Raw genomic sequence first — 25,093 nt, forward strand, 5'->3', positions numbered from 1 at the left:
AACAGGCATTGTGGGCATTTTAGATGTCAAAAAAAACAGTCTCGTTATCACCCTGCATATAAATATTAAACTCGTAAGTTGAGCCTTTTTTGTGTGCTATCAGCGTATGCCGTCTGTCGTCCGGTACTGAGTTTAGTACTTCATCTTTGCTATTCAGCTCGGCCTCATCTGAAAAATAAATGCGAGTGTAAGAATGAACCTGCTGCCCTCGCATAAAGATAATTGCGGTTATATACGGTGCTTGTCCGTTGACAGAAGCAGGTTTTATTGTATAAAAAACGAAACGGTTCTGCGCATCGGTACCCGTACCAAAACGCCCGAAAAGCTGGTTTTGTCCGTCGTTCTGCCATAGTTCAATCATAGCATCGGGTATCACAACACCTTGTCCATCGAATACTTTTCCTGTAACGGTGATGGCCTCTTCATAGTCAATCGGATTAACCATTTCGTTGCCTACAAGGCTTTTAAAATCATATATATATTGCTCAGGCGTGAGGCCATAAGCAAAATAAGGTCCAACAGTTTGAGAAGGTGTTTGTAACATCATGATAAATCAGTTTACAGGTAATCAATTACAAAGTTTCAAAAGGTGTTTGTTTATAACCTCTCAGCACAAAGTCGAAACGATAGGCCAAGGCAAAGCTAGGCTCGGTGGCACTTAAATCGAATTTCGAAATGAGCAAGTCTCTGCCTTTAGGTGGCACACTTAAAAAAACAGGGTCGTACTGCAAAAGCGGGTCTCCCTGAAAATACATTTGTGTTACCAGCCGATTGGTGATATTTGCCCCAAATAAAGAAAAATGTATATGATTTGGCCGCCAGGCATTATAATGGTTTCCCCACGGATACGCCCCAGGCTTAATGGTATAAAACTTATAATTACCCTCGGCATCGGTTATGCAACGCCCTGCGCCTAAAAAATTAGGGTCGAGTGGGGCTTCGTGTTGGTCAACTTTATGTACATATCTCCCCGCTGCATTAGCCTGCCAGATTTCAATAAGCGTATGTGGCATCGGCTGACCGTTTTCGTTCATCACTTTGCCGTGTACTATAATTCTTTCGCCTAATGGTTCGCCATTTTTTGCTGTATTTTTAGTAAGGTCATTGTCTAGCGGCCCAACGTTAAAATCACCAAAAACAGGGCCTGTAAGTTCAGATAAAGATTGCTTTAAAAGGACTAATGGTTTCTGAGGGGCTCTCAATACAGTTGATTTGTATTCTGGAGTCAAATAAGGAGGGTGTACTTCTCTGTCGAAAGAATTGTAAATAATCTGGCTCATGGTTGAATATTTTTAACAAAGATATCTGTGATGTCTAAAACTTTCTTGGATTAATCAAAATTTTACTTGTACAAAACAAACATTCAATTTAATTTCACTGAGTTATTTGAGCTATAAAAAGAAAAGACCGGGTTTGGTTTAAAATGCTTCAAAATTGCAGAATCCAGTAGAGACGTATTGCAATACGTCTCCAAGGGCTTGTCCAATTTTCGAATCATATTTGAGAAAATAGATAAAAAATATTGAATTTCATATAAAAAACATATTCGTCGACAAGAGCCGTATTGCAATACGGCTCTACTATAATTAGGCATTACATTTCAATGTTCATAGCTTAAAACCTTTGCTAATTACCTATTATCAATCCAAAAAAATACTTGTATTTTTAAAACATACAGATGAGCAAAAGCATTATCAATTTCAAGGGATTGTATGGAGATAAACAGGCCATTTATCTGCCTAATTTTATTCATTACGAGCCACTTGAAACCCGTAGTAAAATGTATGATTGGGAGATTAAGGAGCATTTACACACTGAGCTATTTCAGGTGTTCATGATTGCAGAGGGAGAAGGTATTATTATTTCTGAAAACAAAGAGCTAAAGCTCATCGGCCCTTGCATTGTAACCATACCTACTAATTCTCTGCACGGTTTTGTTTTTCAGCCTGATATAAAAGGCGAGGTAATTACATTTTCGGAGTCTTTTCTGGAGAATATTTTTAAAGATTTCCCGAAAGTGTTGCTAGGCATCAATCGGTTTAATCTTTTACTATTTACCGATAAAATACAGGCATTTCAGCAGATTTTTCAATACAAAACCGAAATTGTGAAAGAGTTGTATGATGATAATCTTGAGAAAAACACCGTCATACAATCGCTCTTTCAGTTGTTCTTTATTTATTTGTATCGGTTTAGTGTATCGCAAAAGCAAACCATTGCGCAATCCGATAACCGAACGCTGCAATATTTTCAGGCTTTTCAAAAGAGTATTAAAAAGAGCCTGCATGAAACTAAATCTATCAGCCAATATGCCAAAGAGTTGAATATCACAAGTGTGCATTTGAATAGGATATGCCAGTCGCTGGTACAAAAATCTGCCCTCGAAATTGTACAGAATTACCTGATTAACGAAGCAAAAAAATACCTACTCAATACTAATTATTCGGTTTCGGAGGTATCTTACTTTCTCAATTTCAAAGACCCGGCCTATTTTACCCGATTATTTAAAAAACAAACAGGCGTAACGCCTACTGATTTTCGGAAGAATTAACTCACTTCCTTCGAAGAAATAAACAAGGTCATTACTCCGGCGCAGACAGTCGGAATGGCAAAAATCAAGAAATTAGTACTTAATGTTAAACCCATTCCTATCAGGATACCGCCAACGGCAGGGCCAACAATGCCACCGAGCCTGCCAATACCAATAGCCCAACCCACTCCGGTTGTTCTGAATTCGGTTGGGTACATACGTGCTGCTACGGCATATAAGCCCACAAAACCGCCTTGAATACCAAAACCTAATAAGAAGAAAACATAAAGAATAGAGTCTGAACCTATAAAGATTTTGAATATAGCCATTAGTATACCTGTCAGAATCAGAATGATTCCGATAGTCTTTTTAAGTCCTATTTTACTCGAAAAATAGCCCTGTGTCATTATCCCAAACCAAGCCCCTACATTAAAAACAGTACCTGTATAAATAGCCAGTTTCATTGATAAACCCGCATTGGCAGCCAGCTTTGGTATCCAGCTTGTAAGGAAATACAAAGTAGCAAAAGCAAAAAACAGAGCTACCCATAATTGTATGGTTGGTATACGAAACTCTTTTTTCATCAACGATTGCATGGAGGTTTGAGGTCCTTCTGCCGATTTAGGCGGAATGGCCTCAATAGCCTCAAAACCCATTTTAAGTAGAATAGCATTAATTTTCTCTAAGGCTCTTTTGGGTTGCTTTTTAATATAAAAATCGAGCGATTCGGTTAAAAACCAATAGATGAGTGGCAATGAAACAATAGTGATGATGCCCGCTAGCTGAAACATACGCTGCCAGCCATCTTCTACAATAATTTGCCCTGATGCCAAGCCCGACAAAACAGCTCCTATCGGGTAACCGGAAATAACAAAACTCACCCAGAAATCTTTGCTTTTATTAGGCGTATATTCGGCAGCTAATGCAGCCGTGCTTGCCAGCATACTGCCAATGCCTAAACCACTAATAAACCTAAATCCTGCCAGCCAATAAACCGATGAAGCATACGAGGTAAAATAAACTGTTGTACCCATAAGCGCCGCACTTAGCAGAATCATGTTTTTGCGGCCAATCTTATCAGCCACAGGTGCAAGAAATAAAGCGCCGAAGGTCATGCCGAAAAGCCCAGCACTAAATACAATACCCAAAGTTGCCGGGTTTACGCCCCAGTTCTGCGAAATAGCAGGTGCGGCATAAGAAATAATGAGCACATCCATGCCATCGAGCATATTCATAAAGAAGCAAACGAAAAGCGTAGCGTATTGTAATCGGGAGAGCGGCGAATTATCAATAAGGTTTTTGGTATTGAATATCATAGTTATAATGGTTAAATAGGCATTGAAGAACACTCTCTCATTTCACTTTCCAGACCTGAATAGATACATTATCAGGATTTCTGAGCGCTTTGCATATAAAAATAGCATTATTCATCCATTCGTATTTACTACCTTTGGGTGCTTCAAACTTGGGAATAGCTCTGAAATAATATTCTGACGGGTCAACCTGCTCACCTTTGGCAATGCGTGCGGCTATTTCGGGCGTAGCGGCTCTTATACCTGTGTTTTTGATGTAAATTATTACGCCATCGTTGGTTTTCATCTGGTAATGCGCTTCCAGCTCTGCCACGCCATCGCTTCTCACAATCTGCCAGTCGGCACCGCCATTCAATATTTCGGCTTTTATGTTTGGGCCTTCAACTGTTCCACCAATGATAGGAATAATCCGTCTTACACCATGCGGTGTTTCACCCACCACTATAGCAGGGTTTAATTTTACTTTTAACTCACAAACAAATTCTAGTTGAGGGGCTTCGGGTGTAGACTGTGCATAGGTATTACATAAGCACAAGAGCATCAGCGACAGGCCGAGGTAAATGTTTTTCATAGGATTAATAGATGATTAGATGAACTTACTGCAATCCTAACATGCGAATTGCATTTTCCTTTAAAATTAATGGTTTTACCTCCGGTTTGAAACCTGCTTCATCAAAATCTTTTATCCATCGCTCAGGAGTTATCAAAGGGAAGTCTGTTCCGAATAACATTCGGTCTTTTAGCAAGGTATTAGCATACTGAACCAATTGCTTCGGAAAGTACTTCGGCGACCAGCCACTTAAATCAATATACACATTAGGTTTGTGCATGGCTACTGATAGTGCTTCGTCTTGCCAGGGCCAGCTTGGGTGTGCTATGATAATGGGACAATCTGGAAAATCTATGGCTACATCATCCAAATGCATTGGGTTTGAATATTCTAAACGAAGCCCACCGCCCCCACGAACACCACTGCCAAAACCTGAATGACCAGAGTGAAAGAGCATAGGCAATTTATACTCGGCAATGACTTCGTATAAATGATAAGCCATTTTATCTTGTGGATAAAACCCTTGCACAGTCGGGTGAAACTTAAAGCCTTTTACACCATAATTCTCAATTAACTCACGGGCTTCACGAGCTCCCATGCGGCCTTTATGTGGGTCGATGCTCGCAAACGGAATCATCACATCGCTGTTCTTAAGGGCTCCTTCTGCCACTTCAATATTCGGGATACGGCGTTTTCCGACATTAAATTCCGAATCGACAGTAAACATTACAAAAGCCATATTCATTTCACGGTAATAATCGGCAGTTTCCTGAATCGTAGGGCGTTTGTCAGACTTAAAATATTTGGCAAAGGCCACATCAAACTCAGACCGATAATCGTCATGCGGCTGGCAACACGAAACCTCTGCATGGGTATGCACATCAATGGCTACTATTTTGTTTATGTCTATCATGCTATATCTATGCTGAAAACGCTGTATTACTGTTTATTCTTAGCTAAGTAAAGATAGCTATTATTCTATAAATCCGGGTTTAGCTTTTGTGCCTGTTTTTGTCCAGTTTCTTAATTCATCAAAAGCCTGAGCTGTCTGCGCAGGAGAAAAAGCACAATGCCCTTGACCATTGGTGTATTTAACCGTAAAATACTGGTCTTTGCCTTTGTGGTGCACCATGTTTTCGAAATTAATTACGCCATAACTTGGTGGTATTAGTTGGTCGTAAAGGGTATGCACCAGCAATACAGGTTTATTGATATTACCTGAGCGGTCGTATTTTCCGAAAACTGTTTCAGGATTCACAGTTGCCGCCAAACGTTCGGCCTTTTGGTTTACCAGCACATTATCGGGGAAACCCGAATAAACCGTATTGGTATTATCAAAAGGGTTGCCGCCTGCTTTCTGGGCTATGTCTCGTAATACATTTTCGTTGAAAAAAAGTGAAAAGGGTAAATCGTCGAGCTTTAAATCAAATCTTTTGGCAAAGGCAACCGCCAGCACTGAATCTTTAGCAATAATCGACTTTTTGATGTCCATCGCTCTGTTCAACATTTTTCTTGAATCTTGTGCCTGATAATTACTTTTTAAATCAAAAATAGTGCTTAGTGGCGTAATAATGCCGGGGAAAAGCCCATTGAAAGTAGCATACATATCATATTCTTTGCGGCATTGCAGGTATATTCTGCTTGAAAGTGGACAAAGTGCCAAACCTGCCTGATAGTTGTTATCGAAGTTTTCGAGCATTGCCAAAGTAATACCACCACCCATCGAGTGCCCTACCATGAACGTACTATCAGGCTTACCATATTTACCAAAGAAATATTTGCGCAGGGCTTCGGTATCGTTAACCCCTTGTGCCAAAGCTAAGCCTTGAAACTGATAGTCTGATGCTGCAACGGCAAAGCCCCTGTCCAGAAACGGACTCATACTCTTCAAAAACTGAGGATTTTTACTTTGCAGCGGGCTACCGTTAAACTCATAGCCGTGTGCATACATTACCAGTTTGCCTTTCCAATTGGCAGGAAACAGAATTCTATAACGAGCTCCGTTGATATTGCCCGAATCTATTTTGGCAATGTTTTGCCCAAAGGCTGCTATGCATGTGAAAAGAATCAGAAAAATGATGTTTTTCATGTTTACTTGTTTTTGCTAAACGTGTTATTATTTCTTTGTTTTCTTCATTTCCTGCTCAAAAAAGGCTGTCATCTGGCTATAGTATTTATCAATCATTACACCCGGGCCGTGGCCACCTCCGGCAATAATCACTAATTCGCTTTGCACTCTCTCTTTCTGTAGCTTTTCATACAGCTTTTTGCTTTGGCAGTCAGGCACTAAAGGGTCTTTGTCGCCATGAAAAATAAGGAATGGAGGATTGTTCTTATTCACATAACTGATAGGGTTAGCCAAAGCAACTTTAGCAGCATTTTCCTGAATTGCACCACCAATCAAAGAAGATTCAGGCGATTTTGCTTCGTTGTGCGAAAACGAACTACCACATTTATCCATAATCAGAAAATCAGTCGGGCCAAACCAATCTACTGCTGCATTGATGTGGCTACTCTGGTCGGTATGTTTGCCAACGCTGCCTTCAATATCAATAGCAAGGCCGCCAATTTTATCGGTTTTGGTTGAGTTGGTAGTACCTGTTAAGGCCGTTAGGTGCCCACCCGACGACCAGCCTGTTACACCAATAAACGAATCATCTAAAGCAAATTCCCGGCTATTGGCTCTTATAAAGCGAATAGCTGCTTTTATGTCATAAATCTGCGCAGGAAATATGGCGTCGCTGCTAGAACGATGGTTAACATTCACTACTGCAAATCCATTTTCAAGCAATTTCTGGCCTAAACCAACTTTAAATGTTTCTTCTTTGGCCGAATTAGAAAACCATGCACTACCATAAATGGCTATCACAACAGGATACGGTGCTTTACCATTTTTGGGCAAATGAATATCAAGCTTGTGACCGATAATGTTATCGCCTACATAATCAATATCTAACCAATATTTCGATGAAGAAATGGCTGTTTTTTCTGTGTCTATCTCTTTCTGCTGCGCCCATGCAGATACCGAAGCTAGTATCAGAAGAACCATGATTTTTTTCATAACAAAGCTTGATTAGTAATTGATTAAACCCTTCCCCAATGTTGAGGAAGGGCATTCGGCGTACGTATTGTTTATAGTTTTGTTTTCTTATGTTAAAATCAAAGACGAATTAAGATTCTCCCCAGACCTTAATTGCGGTGTTTACTACCAATTCTATTTTACGCCATTGGTCATCATGCGTCATGTCATTTCCATGATGGGTAGACGAAAAACCACATTGCGGACTTACGCACATATTTTCCAGAGGCATATATTGCGCAGCTTCATCAATACGCTTGCACAAATCATCGATGTTCTCCAGCGCTTTTTGTTTTGATGAAACAATGCCCAATACCACGTGTTTGTTTTTAGGCACAAATCTTAGTGGAGCAAAATCGCCGCTACGTTCATCGTCATATTCCAGAAAATACGCATCAACGTTAATTTCGTTGAATAGAATTTCGGCAACAGGCTCGTATCCGCCTTCGGCAAACCATGTGCTGCGGTAATTGCCACGGCAAAGGTGTATGCCAATGGTTAAATCATCAGGGCGGCCATCAATTACCGAATTAATCAAGGCGGCATAGGTCCGTGGTAAAGCATTCGGGTCTTCACCTCGTTCGGCAGCAGCGGCACGCATTTTAGGGTCGCATAGATAGGCCAGATTGGTATCGTCTAATTGCAGATAACGAAGCCCGGCTTTATACAGATGGTCGATTTCTTCACGATAAGCCGCAGCTAAATCATGAAAAAATTCATCCATATCAGGATACGAATTAATATCTATTGATTTGCGTCCTCCTCTGAAATGAATCATCGTAGGCGATGGAATTGTTACTTTTGGCGTTTGTGTAACGATAGATTGAAGGTATTTAAAATCATCAACCTGAATATCTTTTACGTGTTTCAACTCGCCTGTTACACTTAATACCGGAGGTTTAAAACCATCTTCTGCTACCTTCGCATTAGGATTAGCCTCAATCCCACCTGTTACGGTTACACCTGCCAGTTCTTTCAGGAAATCGAGGTGGAAGTAATCTCTTCGAAACTCACCATCAGTAATTGATTTCATTCCTGTCGATTCCAGTTTTTTCACAGTTTCCAGAATGGCGGCATCTTCAATGGCACGTAATTCTTCGGCAGAAATCTCACCTTTTTTCCATTTTATACGATTTTCTTTTACTGCCGTGGTACGTAACAAACTACCCACGTGGTCGGCTCTGAAAGGAGGTTTCATTATCTACTATTTTTGTTTATGGTTATATTGAATATTTATAGATATAGTTTTTCAATCAGGTGCGCTCTGTGTTTTAGTACTATACGTTGGTTGAGCGAACCCTTATCTGTTATTTCACCTAAATCAATAGAAGGAGGGTCTAAAGCCACTACTATTTTTTCAACCCGATTTGCACTACCTGTAGCCGTTTGATTAAATCTGCTTAGGCATTCTTTCAGATAATCGCTTATCAGTTCATGTTGAAACACCACCTGATTATCAGTATCAGCAGCCAGATTAGCGTATTTTCTGCAAGCATCAGCATTGAGAAACAAAATGGCGCTTACAAATTCTTTATCTAAACCCGCCAGCACAACATCTTGCACAATGGGCGAACCTGCCGAAATAAGTTTTGCTTTCAGCACACCTACATTCACCCAAGTGCCGGTTGATAGTTTGAAGTCTTCGGCAATGCGCCCATCAAAAACCAGTCCTTTGTCAGAATCGTTTTCGTCCAAGAACTTTACAGCGTCACCGGTTTTATAATACCCTTCTTCATCAAATGCTTTTAGCGTTGCTTCTTCGTTGCGCCAGTAGCCTTTCATTACATTTGGGGCTTTGTAGCGTGCCTCCAGCTTATCGCCATCAGGTACAATTTTTACGTCCATACCTGCTACCGGTACTCCTAACAAACCTGAAAAAGCACCACCCCAATTAGCAAACATGGCCGACGGCCCCGATTCGGTACAACCTAAGCCTGTTATAATTGGTATTTTTTCGCCAATGGTCTCTATGGCTAATTCTTCTAACCGATTCCAGACAGGTTGAGCCAGGCTTGCCCCTGCGTAGAATAACATATTCAGGTTTTGAAAGAAAGATTGTCTTAACTCAGGTTCTTTTTCAAGATATGGAATCAGCATTTCGAAACCCTTGGGTACATTGAAATAAGCTGTTGGCGATATTTCTCTCAGGTTTTGAATAGTGGTTTCTACGCCTTGTGGGGTTGGTTTTCCATCATCTATATAGAGCGAGCCCCCGTTATAAAGCGCCAGCCCGAAATTATGATTGCCTCCAAAAGTATGATTCCACGGTAACCAATCTATAAAAACAGGTGGCGTAGCCGACATAAACGGAAACACCTGCGTAATTTGTTGCAGATTAGTACACCACATTTGCTGGGTGTTTATTACTCCTTTAGGCAAACCCGTTGAGCCAGAAGTAAAGAGTATTTTAGCTACTGTATCGGCCTCAATTTTTGCAAAGGCTTCATTAACCTCCGAAGTAGCATTTGTATCTATTAAATGGGCAAAATCAATTCCGTATCCGCCCTCAACCGTTACAATTTCAGCATTGGGGCATAAGGTACTTGCCAGTTCAAGTGCTTTTTTATATTGAATACCGTTTTGAGCAAAAATGAGTCTGGGAGTCATTAACTCCAGACAATGGCGTAATTTCCCGAAATCTTGCGAAATGAGAGAATAAGGCGGGGAAATCGGTGAATACGGAATGCCTACATGCACAGCAGCTAAAGCCAATAAAGCGTGCTCAAGGCTATTTTCTGACAAAATAACAATGGTCTCTGTATTACTAAAATTGAGGTTTAGTAAGTATTGAGCTATCGCTTTTACTTTGCGTAATGTTTCGGCATAAGATAGTTTCTCCCATTCGCCTGTTTTTGCTCTACGTGCCAGAAAAGTTTTCTCGGGTTGATTTTCAGCCCAATCTATTAGCTTTTGTGTTAATTTTTCGGGTACAGGTTCCAGTACTTGTTCTAAACGAAAATGAATGATTCCGTTTTCACGCACCAATTTTTGAGTGCGGGTTGGCCCAAAAGCAATATTTTTATAGTTAGTCTGCATCATTCACCAACTTTTTTTGCTTTACCTGCCAGAAAATCATTCAAACGTTGTTTGGCCTCTGGCGAACTTTGTGCAATAGCAGCCATCATACTTTCAAGAAGTAGCCCCTCAGTCTGCGCCGAATCTGCTATTCTTGGTAGTACATGCATCAGGGCATAGTTAGTCATTTCGGCGTTTTTAGCTATTTTACTGGCTAATTCTTTACCTTTTGTGAGTCCTTCGCTTGTTTCTACAAGATATTGCGCCAAGCCTATGCGTTCGCCTTCTTCAGCTTTATAAACTCTTCCGGTAAGCATCATGTCGGTCATGCGGGCTACTCCTATTAATTTAGGTAGCCTGACGGATGCACCACCACCTACAAAAATGCCTCGTTGCCCCTCTGGTAGTGCATAAAACGTATTGGGTTCTGATACCCTTATGTGGCAAGCTGCCGCTAGTTCTAAACCGCCGCCTACTACGGCACCATGCAAAACAGCAACTACAGGAGCAGTGCCAAACTGCACTTTATCGAGCACCCGATGCCACATTCTTGAGTGATAAATACCTTGAACAGCGTTTCTTTCTTTCAATTCTGATAAATCGAGCCCTGCTGAAAAATGCTCGCCAATGCCATGAATAATTACGCAACGAATAGAAGGCGGTAGGTTGTCGAACACTTTTTCAATACCCAGAATCAATTCATCATTAAAGGCATTCCTCTTTTCGGGTCGGTTTAAGCCTAGCAATAAGCTTTCGCCCTGAATCTCAACTTTAAGTGTTTGCGGTAGAAAAGATTGAAAGATTTCTTCGTACACAATATCTAGTATTTATACAATTATATATTAAAATTTTACCATACAAATTTCAATATATAGCACCTTAAATTATAGGCAAGAAAAATCTTATATCATGCAAAATCAATCAATTTCAAATTGACGATATTCACGGGGAGTCATACTTGTTTTGGATTTGAAAAAGCGACTGAAATCACTAGGGTCGAAGCGGCCTAGTTTGAAGGCTATTTCGCCTATGCTCATAGTAGTTTGTTTCAATAAAACCTTTGCTTCCAGAATCCTCATATCTTCGAGCAACTCATGTGCCGATTTACCGATGGTAGCCTTTACACATTTATGTAGGTGATTTGGCGAAATAGCCAGGTATTCTGAAAACTCCTGCACTGTTTTTTTCTCATAAATAAATTCCGACAACGCATTTTTATAACGCTGTGTAATAAAAGTAGCTGCGTTTTTATTGTTTTGTTCGGCAGGTTGCGAGAGGTGCTTTAACTCTGAAAACAGAGCCATCAAATACATCGGAATTAAATCGAAGCGCTCATTATCGTTAATGCTATATTCTTTTTCTAAGATTTCTAATAGCTTAACAATACGCTCGGGCTCTTGTACTTGTACCAGTGGCTCGCCAGTAAATTGAAAAAAGGGGAAATCTTTAGCTACATCGGCTTTAATAAAAGGTTGATTGAAGATTTCGGGCAGAAAATGGCAATAGAACCCTTCGGTATCCTCATCAACACCCTCTAAAGAAGTGATTTCGTTGGCAGGTAAACAAAAAAAATGATTCGGCCGTACATCGTACAAAGTAAGCCCTTTGCTACGAACTGCGAGCCCTTTGGTAATAAAAATGAAAAAGAAAACCGAACGCCGATGCGGTTGTAGTGGAATGCGGAGGTGATTTCGGTAGCTTTCTACTCTTGCTATGTGAAACTTTTCATAAAAACCCGATACCATAGGCTTCCAGTCGGCGAAGATGTAATCATCGAACTGCGAAGGGTTCAGTAAGGGTACATTTGGTGTATTCCGTTTTTCCATAGCAAAACAAAAATAGACTGAATGCGCATGAAGTCCTAATTATTGAACCTCTTTGCTAACAAAACCTATTGTGGTGTTAAATTATCTTAAATTCTATTATAGGTTATTATCGACAAAATCAAAAAGTACATATTTACAGACCTAAAGGTTAAGGATAGAAAATATCAATTCCTAACTTATATCTTATAGGAATCAATATCCTTTAATTGACCTCGCCTCTTATGATAAACCTTAAACTGCTTCCCTTTTTGTTACTGCCAATTATTAGCATTCATAGTTTTGCTCAAAAACAACTCCTTCTTAAATCAAATAGCCCAACCTTAGACATTCGGGATGGTAACAACCTTAGAAAAGGCCGCTGGAGTATAGACCCTAAAACTAAGCCTGATATTTATGAGGCCTTTATTGACAAAAAGTCTAAGCGGGTTACGTTTATTTCTGATATTGACTCTATAAGCTTTAAAGTAAAAGCAGGTAAAAAATATCCTTTCTTGGTAATTTTAAACAAAAAAGACACTGCCTATACACAAATTAATGGCATTAAAGATATTCCTGCTGCTAAATTTCGCAAACGATACATTACCTCGCACAACGGCAAATCTTTTGTAGAAATCCCGCCAATTTATGAGTTATTCAATATCGTTGTGGCATTAACCAATAATGCAAAAAAAGATGAGGGTCTGGTTGTTAAGCATACACCTTATTATCAGGATCTATTGCTTTGGTTTGACAAATACAAAGACGAGCCTATAGTAAAAAGAATAGATTCTGCTCTGTCCAAAAATTTAATGGGTTTTGTCTCTCTTAAAATGGATGCCTATGCTTTTGATTTATCGACAAATGGGAAAATAGTAGAAAGCAAAATTTATAACCGTATTAACTCAGGTCGTTTCAATACCTTAAAGCCTTACATAGAAGCCCTTCAGTCTTTTGCTGATAAATCTAAATTTCAGGATTTTTATAAAAACAACAGCCGTTTTTATAGTCATCAGTTAAAGACTTATAAAGACTCTATCGATTTACAGGAAATGCAAAAATGGTTAACACAAAACTTTCCGACCACCAGATACAATTCTTTTAAAGTGATATTCTCACCTTTAGTTGGTAACATACAATCTGCTATCTGGTTTGAAAACAATGGCTTTAAAGAGGCTCAAGCCCATGTTAATTTTCCTTATAGAGATAGCAACGACGAAAAAGAGTTTTCATCAAAGGCATTGAATCTGAAAGAAGGCAACATTTTATTTACTGAGCTAAATCATAGCTTTATTAATCCTGAAGCAGAAAAACCACACTATCAAAAAGCTATTACAAATGCCTTTTCTGACATGACAAGCTGGAATGAAAAAGGAAAGCCGGCTGCCTTATATTACAATACGCCTTATACCTGCTTTAATGAATATATGAATTGGGGCTTAGTTAGTTTAAGATATGTAGACTATGCGCCAGCTATTGAACAAGAAAAACTAATTGCCGTTGTTGAAAAAAAGCAAATAGAAGCCAGAGGTTTTAAGAAATTCGGCATTTTCAATCAATACTTGATACAAATATATAAAACCCGAGAGAAAGGTCAGACGATAGCCGATTTATATCCTTTAATCATAAAATGGTTTGAAGAAAATAAGTGATTGAAGAATACTTAACAAAAATCCCCGAAAAAAGCTTTCCGGGGATTTAACAACAAAACTATTATTACAAAATATCTATTGTTTATTTGTAAGTCAACCATGTAGTTGCCTGACAATCTTTATCTGTTGCGAAACGAATCCAACGAGCCTGGAACGAATCTGAGAATGTATGCTCAAATGTCTCGTTAGGTTTTACAGTTACTTCTTTATAAGTCATCCAAGGGCCATGACCAATCGGCTCTACTTCAATTTTGAATGTAACAGGTTGGCTTGAGTTATGAGATATTTTCAAGCTCTTTTTATCATAAAAACCAATCAAATATGGGTCTGATGCGGTATTGGCTGATATTTGCGTGTTTTTCCAAGGGCCGCCTTGACCAACTGGCTTGCCTAATTTCCAAAGGTCGTCAATAGTACCAGCCCATACTTTGGCCTTACCATCGGTAGAAGTAATAATGTGCTCGTTAGCAGCAGTCTGGTTGTTTAAGCCTGTCATTACCAATAAGCCACGGTAAGAAGCATAATCGTGTACTGCATAGGCATGCGAAGCTATCGGTCTGATTTTGGCATAACCATCGGCATTTTCAGCAGGTAGTTCATAGAAAGTACCGTGTGCATTCATTAAATCACGCTCAGTAGCTACTTCTCTACAAATTCTTAAAGAAGCGCTATTGGTTTTATCTGTCAGGGCATCATTACCTTTTGGCAATCTCCATCTTCTGCCTAAATCGTCTGTTATTAATACAGATGCCTCGTCGATAGTAAGAATATTGCTTGGAACAGCAAATTTTTCACGGATAAACTGTTCCGTTTTTGCATCATCTTTCTTAACCAAGTTCATTAAGCTATCTAATTCATAATAACCTGTTTCATTAAACTTACCATTAGCATAGTCTTTTGCTAATATCCCCAGTTTATGTCGATTCTGACCTAAGCCATAAAGCAAGCCTCCTTTGTAATTAGTGCTATTAGCAGGCGCTAAACCTGTAAACATTTTATCGGTTGCTGCAACGTAACGGCTATCATCAGTATAGTTGAAATTAACAGTAGCAGTAGTTGCCTTGTCGGTTTTTACGCGAATCCACTCGCCTACTTCGGTTGCTGCAAAAGTTACCGATGCTGACTGACCTGCTTTTACGGATACTGAGCGTAGGGATTTCCAGCTATTGTTTCCTTTAGCATCTACTTCAAAAGTAAAAGTTACGTTGTCGCTTCCGGCATTGTTTATCCATGCGATACGTTTTTTCCAACCTGCAAAAAGGAAAGGCTCAGAGGCAGTGTTAGCATTAACTTTTTCGTTTAACCATACCGCCCCTTGTGCTGTATTAGGACCTAGCAAATCTGGCGTGTTAGCTGAAGTAAACCAAAGGTTAGAATTTGATTGACCCGGACCTTCTATATTGCCTTTAGCGCCACGTTTATTTAAAAACTCTTTTTCTGCTGAGTCGTCACAACCAAACACAAGCATATTTTGCCAACGAGTATAGTCTCCGATTACTTTCAAGTAAGCCGAACGAGGGCGGATACCTGCTGAGTTTTTAGAAGTAAATGTTTTTGGAAAACGCCAGAACATACCGTGCATGGTCATTAAGTAATCTGGTTTTTCGGCAGTACCGATGTCTCTGATACGAGGCCATTCGGTGTTATACCCATGTGCACCATCGTAGCTATGGCTGGCTTTAGGTAAACGGAAGAAAGTCCATTTACCACCGTCACGTACACTTAGCAATACCGATTTATGGTCCCAACCTGTAGCCCAGATAGCGTCTGTTTCCGGATTAGCATTTCCGTAAATACCGCCTGGTCCTGTTACTTCTACAAATTGGTTACGGCGTACATTTTTCCAATCTTTGCCGTTCCATTCAGCCAATAGACCCGACTCAATATCGAACTGCTTCAGTGCCAATTGAGTAGCTTCGCCATTATTGGAATAAACCATAACACCTTGCCCCGAGAAAACCCCTTTGCCATGAGAACCAGGTAGCAACTGTGCTTCTTGAGCCATTTCACCCTTTTTCCGGTCTACATTACCATCTTTGTAGAGCATTTTAGGCTCAAGTGTATTTACATCTACCTCATAAAAACCCTCTTCCATTGTAGCATAGTAAATCTTATTGGCAGGGTCTGTAAGGTGGCGGGCGTTACCTGTATGACGACCCGGCATTTTTGCATATGGAATTGCTCGCACACTACCTGTATTTGAAATGGCGTATGGCCCAATAAACAACTGATTTGATTCTTTATGAATCATGCGGTTTGCAGGTGTACCACCAATACTCTCAGGACGTACCACACGGTCAAGATTCGGGCTGATTTCATAGAGTTTATCAGATGAGCCAAACGGAAAGTGCTGCCCATAAGAAATAACCCATAACTTACCTGCCCAAGGCACTACTGCACCTGTTCCACACTCGCCTTCGTTGTTATAGTATGCCAAGTGTGGGTAAATACCGCTAATCTTTCGATACGAAGTTTTAATCTGTGCCTTTAAGGTTTGGCAAACCAATAGCAGAGCAACTGCTAAAATTGCTTTAGAATTTCTCATTTTCAATAAAATTTGATGGTTAGGGTGCTTAATACCCTGCGTTTTGTTTCATGTTTGGATTTATCTGAATTTCGGCGGTTGGTACTGGCCATAGGTACTGGCGGTCGGTCCATGCAGTAGGAACCAGATTCTTGATAAGCCCTGTTGCAGCCATTGCACTGAAATCAGGCGTACCGTCTTCATCAATCGTTGGTGTCCCGGCAAAGAACCATAAGCCTTTGTCTACTACTTTGGCTTTCAGGTCAATGGGGTCGAGCATACCATAAATCGGGCGATTGAGTACTTTGCCTGCAATTTTCCAACGTACAATGTCCATGTAGCGAAGACCCTCGTTAGCAAACTCCATTCTGCGCTCAATGCGTAGGAGTTTACGAAGTTCAGCCTGATTTGTTTCAGTAATAACCGGATAAAGCGTGGTAGCGCTTGCAGCAACTTTGTAAGCCCTTGCTCTTACGGCATTCATAGCACTAAGTACCGACTCATCTATCTGGTTGAGTTCAATTTTAGCCTCGGCGTACATCAGTAAAACATCAGCATAGCGTATAATTATTTGTTCTGGCTCAATCAAACGGCCATTCAATAGCCACGAATCATCGATACCTTTTTTCCAGACCAAACCATTAAAGGAAGCAAATTGTGCATTTACACGGTTGTCGTTATTGGTAACCATTGAGTTGCTGCTCAAACGTAAAACCTGTACGGCATTAGGGTGCGGGTCGTAGATAAAACCTAAGTGTGGCTGCCCAAACTCTACGATAGTGGCTGTGCAACGTGGATCACGGTTCTTGAACGGATTGCGTGGGTCATACAAAGGCGACTTATCGATGGTTTTGCCATCAGTACACAAGTAAGAACAGAACAAGTCCCAGGTTGGGTTGGTAGCGGCAAAGCCTCCTGAGTTTCTGGTGATTTTATCAGAAGTAGGCCCAAGCGTGATTTTCTGTTCTAACGAACGAGGTATCGAGAAAACTACCTCTTTTGAGTTTTTAGTGCTTTGTAAAAACAAAGTACCGTAATCAGGGTGTAATGTGTACTGATTCAAATCTATACAAGCCTTTGCGGCAGCAGCAGCAGTTGTAAAATCTTGCTGGTATAGAGCAAAGCGAGCTTTCAATGCCAAAGCAACGCCCTTAGTAACACGTTTGATAGCTGTTGCAGCATAAGCATCAGGTAGGTTGGCAATGGCAAAATCAAAATCTTCATAGATTTTTGTTATTACAGTTTTCTTATCAGTTCTGCCAATTGTGTAGGCATCTTCAATACTTACAACACCATCGCTATACACTACATCACCAAATTTATCAACGAGTTTGGCATACTGGGCGGCACGATGAAAACGAGCCTCAGCCAGGTACACATCTAATTTTGCCTGACTTACTTTCGACTTGGTTTCGGTGCTATTCAAGGCTACAATAGCACGATTGGCACGAGCAATAGCCTTGTAGCCATTACGCCAGAAATTAGTAGAAAAATCCCATTGGCTGGTTACTGTTCCGGCTTTGATAGGCGTAAGTGCCTGGCGATAGAAGCCATCGTCTGACAAATAATTTACACTTGTGTTGTCTTCGTCCCACTGCCACCACTCAAGGCGATACAAATCGTTGAGTGCCAGTTGTATTTCTGTTTCGTTAGAGTACCATTTTTCGGCCGATGGCTGTGCCAGCGGATATAAATCGAGGGAGTTCTGGCAGGAAGCTAATAACAATAAGCTAAGTACTGCACTATATATCTTTGTTCTCATTTTGTTGTCGTTTGTTTTTTAGAAACCAATACTAAATCCGCCAATGTATGTCGACACAATCCCGAGTCCTTCAGGATCCCAACCTTTAGGGTATTTATTAAGCGAGAAAATATCGGTTCCGGTTACGTAAAAACGGATACTGTTGGCCATAATTCGCTTCGTGATACTTTGTGGAATGGTATAACCCAACGTTACGTTTTTCAAGCGAAAATACCCACCGTTAAACAACCAGAAGTCTGATAAGCTACGGTTCAGTGCTCTGTTTGTTTCAGTATATCTAGGATATTTTGCCGCCAGATTTTGTTGCTCTGTGTTATTCATGCTCCAGGTGTTACCATCAAGATACACCGGGAATGCACCAAAGTTTTCGGCATTATAATCGGTATATGGTAAAAGCGAAGTACGTTGGTAGCCAATACCCTGAATTGTGATACCTAAATCGATACCTCTGTAATCTAGTTTGAAATTACCGCCATACATCCATTGTGGTTGAGAACTACCTAAGAGTACACGGTCGTATTCAGGAGAGATTTTTCCATCAGGCACACCATTCGGCCCACTGATGTCGGCATATTTCAAATCGCCTACTTTTACGTTATTACTTAATTTCGGAGAGTTATTTACATCTTCTTGTGTTTGGTAAATGCCTTGAGATATATAGCCATACCACTCATCAAACTGGCTGCCATTTCTTCTGATTTTATCACCGATAAACTCTGTTCCACCCAAATCACCCATTTCTGATCTGAACTGTGATAGGTTGAATGAAGCTGAGTATCTTAATTTACCTACGGTGCTTGTCCAACCCAAATCAAGGTCAATACCTTTGGTTGTCATGATACCCGTGTTCTGATTCGGATTCTCGAAACCTACAAATATTGGAATCTGTAAAGCCAATAACATATCCTTAGTTTCTTTACGATACACATCAGCAGTAAAACGAAGTTTGTTTTTCAAAAAATAGGCATCTAAGCCCAAGTCGACAGAAGAGGTTTTTTCCCACGAAATATCTTTAATAGCATACTGTACTTGTGCAGCAGTTTGTTGCGAAACAGCTACATTGTTTTGGTAAAACAAGGCATTGTTGAAACTCATGATACCCACCGACGGATAATTACCAATACGCTCATTACCCAAAGTACCCCAAGAAGCACGTAGTTTTAAGAATGATATAAGATTCTGGTTTCTCATGAATCCTTCTTCGCTCACTACCCAGCCCGCCGAAATAGATGGGAATGTTCCCCAACGATAATCTTTATTGAACCGAGAAGACCCATCACGACGAATATTAGCCTGAATAAGGTATCTGTCTTGAAAACTATAAGTTAAACGACCGAAATAAGAGCGGTAAGCTGTTTCGAAAGCAGTACCGTAGTTATCTCTGAAAGCCGTAGGGCCCTGGTCAAGGTAAGGATATGTATCAAATAAATATTGGTCACGAGAAGCACCGATAGATTCGCTTTTGTAATAGTAGTTTTCATACCCTAACAAGGCCGTGAAATCGTGTTTGCCAATAGTTTTACCATAGTTGGCCAAAAACTGTGTAGTAAGGCTATAATTACTCCAACGGTTTTCGTCGAGACGGGTAGTAAGACCACCACCAATCAACGAAGCTACAAACTGATTCGGGTCGTCGGCTGCATATACATCAACTCTTTTGTTGAATCTTTTCTGGTCATTAAAATCAAAGATTGGCGCAAGAATACCCGAAATTTTAAGTCCCTCGATAGGTTTTAGGTCTAAGGCAATACGGCCCCCTATCTGGTTGTAAGTATAGCGGTTGGTGCCACCATATCTTACTTTAGCATATACGTTCTCACCTGCTTTACCATCAGCAATTCGGCCATCAGCCCAAAGAGCCGGATAGATAGGAGCAGCAATACGGGTACGATAAAGCGGGTTATCAGCCGTAGGGTCAACGGTATTGGTTCTTTTAAAGTTAAAATCAACCGTACCCCCTACTATTTTATTGATAGTAAAATCGTTGTTTGAGCGCACAAAAACACGGTTATAGTTTTTGTTTTCATAAAAACCACCTATTTTCTCATAACGCACCGAAGCATTTGATTTTACAAATTTCGACCCTCCTACTACACTCACACTATGGGCCTCACGTTGTGCCATATTATTGAGTGTCATACCCATCCAGTTAGTATCAGGGTATCTGTCAGGATTCGTCTGGTGTTTCTGATTGTAATCTGTAAGCAGATCCTGGCTGAATGCCGGAAATTTATTTGCACCATTGCCTGCATCGTTCCATCTTAATTCGTTTTGTAGTTCCATGTAGCGTTGCGCTCCCATGTAGTCGGGCAATTGTGTAGGGGTATCAAAACCTCTTTCGTAACTATAATTGAATGAGGCCTGGTCTGTTTTGGCTCTTTTAGTAGTAATTAAAATTACCCCTGCTGCTGCACGAGAACCATAGATAGAAGCCGAAGCCGCATCTTTTAGTACAGATAAATTTTCAATATCGTTTGGGTTTACCTGATTCACATCACTTACAGGCACACCATCAACAATTACTAAAGGGTTTGAGTCACCAATTGTAGTTACCCCTCTAATCTGAATACTGGCATTACCCATTGAGCCATTGCCACCACTACGGCTAACCATTACACCCGACATAGCACCTTGCAAAGCCTGCGATACCTGCGTTTCTTTACGCTCTTTAAAAACATCGGCATTGATAGATGATACTGCACCTGTTAAATCTTTCTTTTTCTGCACACCATAGCCTACCACTACTACCTCTTCAAGGGCTTTTGTATCGGTTGCCAATGTAACATTTAAAGTTGTCTGGTTGCCTACTGTTACTTCTTTTGGTTGGTAGCCTACAAAACTGAACACCAGAATGGCGTTTCCGTCAGGAACTGATAGGTTGTAGTCTCCATTTATACCTGTTACTGTTCCTTTGGTAGTACCTTTTATTATTACACTCACACCTGGTATGCCCTCTCCTTTTTCATCACTCACCACACCTTTTACACCTATATCGGCAATATTGTTGTCGTTCGGTGAGTACACTAACGTGTTTGGTAGTGTTTCTGGTAAGGCAAGAGTTATCAGCCGAGACAAGATAATCTGGTTATTGACAACTTTATATTTGATTTTTAGCGGTCTCAACAATTTATCAAGTACCTGCGAAAGCGACTGATTTACGATATTCAACGTTACTTTTTGCGGTACTTCTAATAATTTAGAGCGGTACGTAAATTTTACATCAGCTTGTTTTTCAATGATTGTAATCGCATCTTCAAAATTGCGGTTCTCAATCTGAACACTCACCTTACGGTTGAGTAGTTCCTGCGCTTCAGCATCTTTCGCTAACGAGATACCCGTAAAAATCATCGCAATGCAAAACTGTAGGAGCGATACTTTCATGAGGTACAGTAGTTTTTTTTTGATTTCTTGTCTTTTTTTCATTTAATTTACTAGGTTTTTGTTAGATAAGGAGCAAAAACAATCCTTCTCACCCAGAATCTGGGTGCAGTTCTTCGAAACTATGAAGGGGGAAATAGAGCCGATAACGCCGGAATCGTTATCGGTTTTTCTTATTTAAAGGAGCCTGATACTTTTTTTATCCATATAGTAAAAAATAAAGAATAGGTTTGGGTTGAATTGATTTTAATTGCATCCATTGCTGGTGATAACTATCTGTGCGTCTATCAGCTTATAAGTAGCTTCAATACCCGCACAGATAATATCCAGTTTTTCAAAGAGTGTTTCATTAGTAAGCGAGGTTGTCAAACGGCAATTTGACATAATTTCTTTATCATAGATAATCTCTACACCGTATGCTTTTTCAAGAGCCTCAAAAATATCATCAATAGGTGCATCTTTAAAGGCAAACTGTAACAACTCTTGCTTATTGAGCAATATGGTAGGTTTGGCTACCAATGTGCGTGCAAGTTGCTCGTTTTCTTTTGTATAAATTACTTGTTGATTAGGCGTTAGTACTATTCCCTTGGTTTCGGGATCTAAAGTCTGGGGCGATTTCTGCGCATATACCGAAACCTTACCCGTTTTTACATTTACCGATACCTGCTTGTCTTGCTCATAAGCCTTAACAGAGAAGCTTGTGCCTAATACTTTTGTTACCAGGCCATTGGCATAAACCACAAATGGAATTTTGGCATTTTTCTTTACATCAAAATAAGCCTCACCTGATAAATACACTTCTCTTAGGTCTCCCTCAAACGATTTGTTATAGCTCAATCGGCTATTGGGTTGTAGTTTTACCTCACTTGCATCAGGTAATGTAACCGACATTATTTCTGTCGAGGTATTCACAACTTCTTTTATGGGCTTGGCACTGTTGCTTGTGAGTTGTGTGTACACACTGGCAGACATGTTGCGTGTATTGAGCCAATACCCTATACCCATTAGTAAAATAACTGCGGCGGCGGCTGTCAGGTATTTCCATGAGATACGAAGACCTGCACGAGGTGCAGGTGCTTGTGTAAGGGTTTCTTCTATGTCTGTCCAGATAACCGGTATTTCGTTTGCGGGAGCATCTTGTTTGCTTGCAATAGCCAGTTGCTGCACAGCTAATTTTGCTGTGTGGATTAGTTTAGCTTGAGAAGGGTTGTTTTTGATAAGCGTCTGAAAAAACTCGTCCAATTCCTGGGTAGGGTATTTTACCCAGCAAATAAAATCTTCGTCGGTTATTAATTCTTCAAGCGTATATTTTTCGTAATTCTTAGCCATAGTATTTTGTTTCTATACCCTAAATCAGGTAAAGTGTTTTTTGTACTCATCAAAATTGAATTATTTTTAATATTTTTTGAAACTTATCAAGAAAGCCACCAAGAGCCATAAAAGCAGAGTAAAATACTGGCGTAGCTCAGTAATGGCCCGATGAAGAAGATTACGGACCGATTGGTTGTTAATTTGCATCATTTCTGAGATTTCGTCAAAACTGAAATCATGGTAGTAGCGCAGTTGTATGATTTCTTGCTGGCGCTTAGGTAATTGCTGAATAGCTCTTTTGAGTTTAATTATCTGCTCACTGTATTGCTCGCTCGAAATAAGTTCATCTTCTACCGACAGCACGCCTATAATGTTCTCAAACAAATCCTGTGTATCAATAGTAGTATGGTTGTGCTTATCAATATTACGTAAAATACGATTTCGGAGTGATACATATAGGTAAAAGCGAATAGAATCAGTGTCAGTCAGGTTTTCTCGTGAATGCCATAAATGTAGAAAGAGGTCTTGAATGCTGTCTCTTATCAACTGGCGGTCGTTTGTTACCCTATACCCGTAGCTAAGTAAATCTTCAATAAAAAGATTATAGATTTTAGCAAAGGCATCTCTGTCTCCTCCCTTAAAAGCCTTCCATAAAGCAATATCTTTGCTGCTACTACTCAATTTCGTTTTTATTGATTCTACAGCAAAAATATAATTAATTATTAAAAGAAAATATTATCATCGAAAAATACCATTTTCAAGCAAGAATATAGTTTTTCAGAAATATAGTGCAGTTATGAACGTACCAACACTAATGCATGAAACCTTATAACTTCACAAAGCCGGGGAACAAATTCCCCAATTCTTTTCACAAAACCTGCTTAACTGAAAGAAATACCAAACAGCGTATTTCGATAATAAAATACGCTAAATATGTGTTATTTGCTTGTTTATGACACTTTTTTTTGAATATCTTTAAATTGTGGTGGCATACTTTTTTGACCATAAAAGCAAACAATTGGCATTGAGGAAAACTTATGAAAAATTAATTCCTATCGGCCGAAAATTATGTCATACTAAATAAAACACACAATCTCATGAAAGTTTTTGTTAAACCTCTGGTTATCTTTTTTGCAGTTACATCACTAGCTTCCTGCGTTGCAAAAAAGAAGTATGTAGCACTTCAGACAGAACACGAACGTGTTCAGGCTAATCTGGTAAAATGTGGCGACGAAGTACAAGATTACAAAAACCGTCTGGCAAGTTTGCAAACATCATCAGACACACAAATAGCCAGTGCTCAAAGTACTATTCAACAACGTGACCAACAGTTGACTGACCTAAGAGATCAATTAAGTGATTTGAAAAAAGTGCGTGACCGCCAGCTTGAACAAGTAGGAGATTTAACAGTGCTATCTAAAGCAGCCAATGCTAATATTGATAACACTTTGTCTCAAATGCAACAGAAAGACTTATACATCAACCGCCTACACGCCGCAAGAACCAAAGCTGACTCAATGAACTTAGCTTTAGCGTTTAATCTGACACGTGTATTGAAAGATGGTATTGATGACAAAGACATTGAAGTAAAAGTTGATAAAACTGTAGTAATGATTAACATCTCAGATAAAATGTTATTCAGCAGTGGTAGCTTCAAAATTTCTCCAAGAGCTAACGAAGTGTTAGGAAAAATTGCGCAGATTATCCAGTCTCGTCCAGAGTTAGAGGTAATGGTTGAGGGTTATACAGATAACGTTTCAATTAAAAACGAATGTATCTCTGATAACTGGGATTTAAGTGTAAAACGTGCTACTTCGGTGGTTCGTACACTACAAGGCCAGTTTAAGGTAGACCCTAACAAACTAATTGCCGCAGGTCGTGGAGAGTTTAACACACTTACAAGCAATGATACTGCCGAAGGACGTTCAACGAACCGTCGTACACGTATCATCTTAATGCCAAAACTTAATCAGTTCTATGATTTACTAAGTGCTAGTAAATAATTTATAGATACTAATTAAACATACGAAACGGAGCTGCTCAGGTAGCTCCGTTTTTTTGTATCTATACATATATACCAAAAGCACATAGGGGGAGTGTCGAAAATAATTGTCTTATTTGTGCAACGCAAAAAAGTTTTTTTGCATCTTATTTACAAACAAACAAAATTATAGACT

Annotated in this window: 19 protein-coding genes; 3 read left to right on the forward strand and 16 right to left on the reverse strand. The window is 39.8% G+C overall.

The genetic code is table 11. The annotated features are described in order from the left end of the window. Positions 1-19: 19 nt before the first annotated feature. Together pcaG and pcaH are read right to left on the reverse strand one after the other, a co-directional pair. Positions 20-547 carry a protocatechuate 3,4-dioxygenase subunit alpha gene (pcaG, locus tag WAE64_RS23220; RefSeq protein ID WP_340240327.1) on the reverse strand — a complete coding sequence of 176 codons (528 nt, stop codon included), beginning with the start codon at positions 545-547 and terminating at the stop codon, positions 20-22. 25 nt (positions 548-572) lie between these two features. After that, complete coding sequence (gene pcaH, locus WAE64_RS23225; protein WP_340240329.1) at positions 573-1,280, reverse strand: protocatechuate 3,4-dioxygenase subunit beta; 708 nt, start codon at positions 1,278-1,280, stop codon at positions 573-575. A gap of 398 nt (positions 1,281-1,678) precedes the next feature. On the opposite strand from pcaH, the gene WAE64_RS23230 reads away from it, so the two are divergent. Next, positions 1,679-2,551 (forward strand): helix-turn-helix domain-containing protein, encoded by an 873-nt coding sequence (locus tag WAE64_RS23230; protein ID WP_340240330.1) that lies wholly within the window; start codon positions 1,679-1,681, stop codon positions 2,549-2,551. On the opposite strand, the gene WAE64_RS23235 is transcribed toward WAE64_RS23230, so the two are convergent. The 9 genes from WAE64_RS23235 to WAE64_RS23275 all read right to left on the reverse strand — a co-directional run bounded on the left by WAE64_RS23235 (position 2,548) and on the right by WAE64_RS23275 (position 12,313). Continuing rightward, entirely contained in the window at positions 2,548-3,846 is a 1,299-nt protein-coding gene (locus WAE64_RS23235; protein WP_340240332.1) for an MFS transporter, read from the reverse strand. The genes WAE64_RS23230 and WAE64_RS23235 overlap by 4 nt on opposite strands. Before the next feature lie 37 nt (positions 3,847-3,883). After that, positions 3,884-4,414, reverse strand: coding sequence for a DUF3237 domain-containing protein (locus WAE64_RS23240; RefSeq protein ID WP_340240333.1), 531 nt, complete (start codon positions 4,412-4,414; stop codon positions 3,884-3,886). Positions 4,415-4,439: 25 nt separating this feature from the next. Continuing rightward, the gene (locus tag WAE64_RS23245) at positions 4,440-5,306 is read right to left on the reverse strand and encodes an amidohydrolase family protein (RefSeq protein WP_340240334.1); all 867 of its coding nucleotides are present in this window, start codon (positions 5,304-5,306) and stop codon (positions 4,440-4,442) included. A 60-nt stretch (positions 5,307-5,366) separates the two neighbouring features. Then, on the reverse strand, positions 5,367-6,482 hold the full coding sequence (locus WAE64_RS23250) for an alpha/beta hydrolase family protein (protein WP_340240336.1): 1,116 nt from the start codon (positions 6,480-6,482) through the stop codon (positions 5,367-5,369). 27 nt (positions 6,483-6,509) lie between these two features. After that, positions 6,510-7,454 (reverse strand): prolyl oligopeptidase family serine peptidase, encoded by a 945-nt coding sequence (locus tag WAE64_RS23255; protein ID WP_340240338.1) that lies wholly within the window; start codon positions 7,452-7,454, stop codon positions 6,510-6,512. Between the two features lie 109 nt (positions 7,455-7,563). After that, positions 7,564-8,670 (reverse strand): 5-methyltetrahydropteroyltriglutamate--homocysteine S-methyltransferase, encoded by a 1,107-nt coding sequence (locus tag WAE64_RS23260; protein WP_340240340.1) that lies wholly within the window; start codon positions 8,668-8,670, stop codon positions 7,564-7,566. Between the two features lie 35 nt (positions 8,671-8,705). Next, positions 8,706-10,511, reverse strand: coding sequence for a feruloyl-CoA synthase (locus WAE64_RS23265; protein WP_340240342.1), 1,806 nt, complete (start codon positions 10,509-10,511; stop codon positions 8,706-8,708). Then, positions 10,508-11,302, reverse strand: coding sequence for a crotonase/enoyl-CoA hydratase family protein (locus WAE64_RS23270; RefSeq protein ID WP_340240344.1), 795 nt, complete (start codon positions 11,300-11,302; stop codon positions 10,508-10,510). The genes WAE64_RS23265 and WAE64_RS23270 overlap by 4 nt, the downstream gene beginning before the upstream one ends. A gap of 102 nt (positions 11,303-11,404) precedes the next feature. Beyond that, a complete protein-coding gene (locus WAE64_RS23275) occupies positions 11,405-12,313 on the reverse strand; it encodes a helix-turn-helix domain-containing protein (RefSeq protein WP_340240346.1) in 909 nt (302 codons plus the stop codon). 221 nt (positions 12,314-12,534) lie between these two features. Here WAE64_RS23275 and WAE64_RS23280 point away from each other — a divergent pair, with 221 nt between their 5' ends. Continuing rightward, on the forward strand, positions 12,535-13,941 hold the full coding sequence (locus WAE64_RS23280) for a DUF4932 domain-containing protein (protein WP_340240348.1): 1,407 nt from the start codon (positions 12,535-12,537) through the stop codon (positions 13,939-13,941). An 82-nt stretch (positions 13,942-14,023) separates the two neighbouring features. Here WAE64_RS23280 and WAE64_RS23285 read toward each other — a convergent pair whose 3' ends face one another. The 5 genes from WAE64_RS23285 to WAE64_RS23305 all read right to left on the reverse strand — a co-directional run bounded on the left by WAE64_RS23285 (position 14,024) and on the right by WAE64_RS23305 (position 23,597). After that, the gene (locus tag WAE64_RS23285; protein ID WP_340240350.1) at positions 14,024-16,486 is read right to left on the reverse strand and encodes a hypothetical protein; all 2,463 of its coding nucleotides are present in this window, start codon (positions 16,484-16,486) and stop codon (positions 14,024-14,026) included. 28 nt (positions 16,487-16,514) lie between these two features. Continuing rightward, positions 16,515-18,227, reverse strand: coding sequence for a RagB/SusD family nutrient uptake outer membrane protein (locus WAE64_RS23290; protein ID WP_340240352.1), 1,713 nt, complete (start codon positions 18,225-18,227; stop codon positions 16,515-16,517). A gap of 18 nt (positions 18,228-18,245) precedes the next feature. Beyond that, positions 18,246-21,650, reverse strand: a complete 3,405-nt coding sequence (locus WAE64_RS23295; RefSeq protein WP_340240354.1) for a TonB-dependent receptor — start codon at positions 21,648-21,650, stop codon at positions 18,246-18,248. A gap of 201 nt (positions 21,651-21,851) precedes the next feature. Next, the gene (locus WAE64_RS23300; RefSeq protein ID WP_340240356.1) at positions 21,852-22,934 is read right to left on the reverse strand and encodes a FecR family protein; all 1,083 of its coding nucleotides are present in this window, start codon (positions 22,932-22,934) and stop codon (positions 21,852-21,854) included. A gap of 66 nt (positions 22,935-23,000) precedes the next feature. After that, complete coding sequence (locus WAE64_RS23305) at positions 23,001-23,597, reverse strand: RNA polymerase sigma factor (protein ID WP_340240358.1); 597 nt, start codon at positions 23,595-23,597, stop codon at positions 23,001-23,003. Positions 23,598-24,013: 416 nt separating this feature from the next. Between WAE64_RS23305 and WAE64_RS23310 the strand changes: the two genes are divergently transcribed. After that, a complete protein-coding gene (locus WAE64_RS23310; protein WP_340240360.1) occupies positions 24,014-24,919 on the forward strand; it encodes an OmpA/MotB family protein in 906 nt (301 codons plus the stop codon). Positions 24,920-25,093: the final 174 nt, after the last annotated feature.

It is taken from the genome of Emticicia soli (assembly GCF_037860775.1).
In the GTDB taxonomy this organism is placed as follows: Bacteria; Bacteroidota; Bacteroidia; order Cytophagales; family Spirosomataceae; genus Emticicia; species Emticicia soli.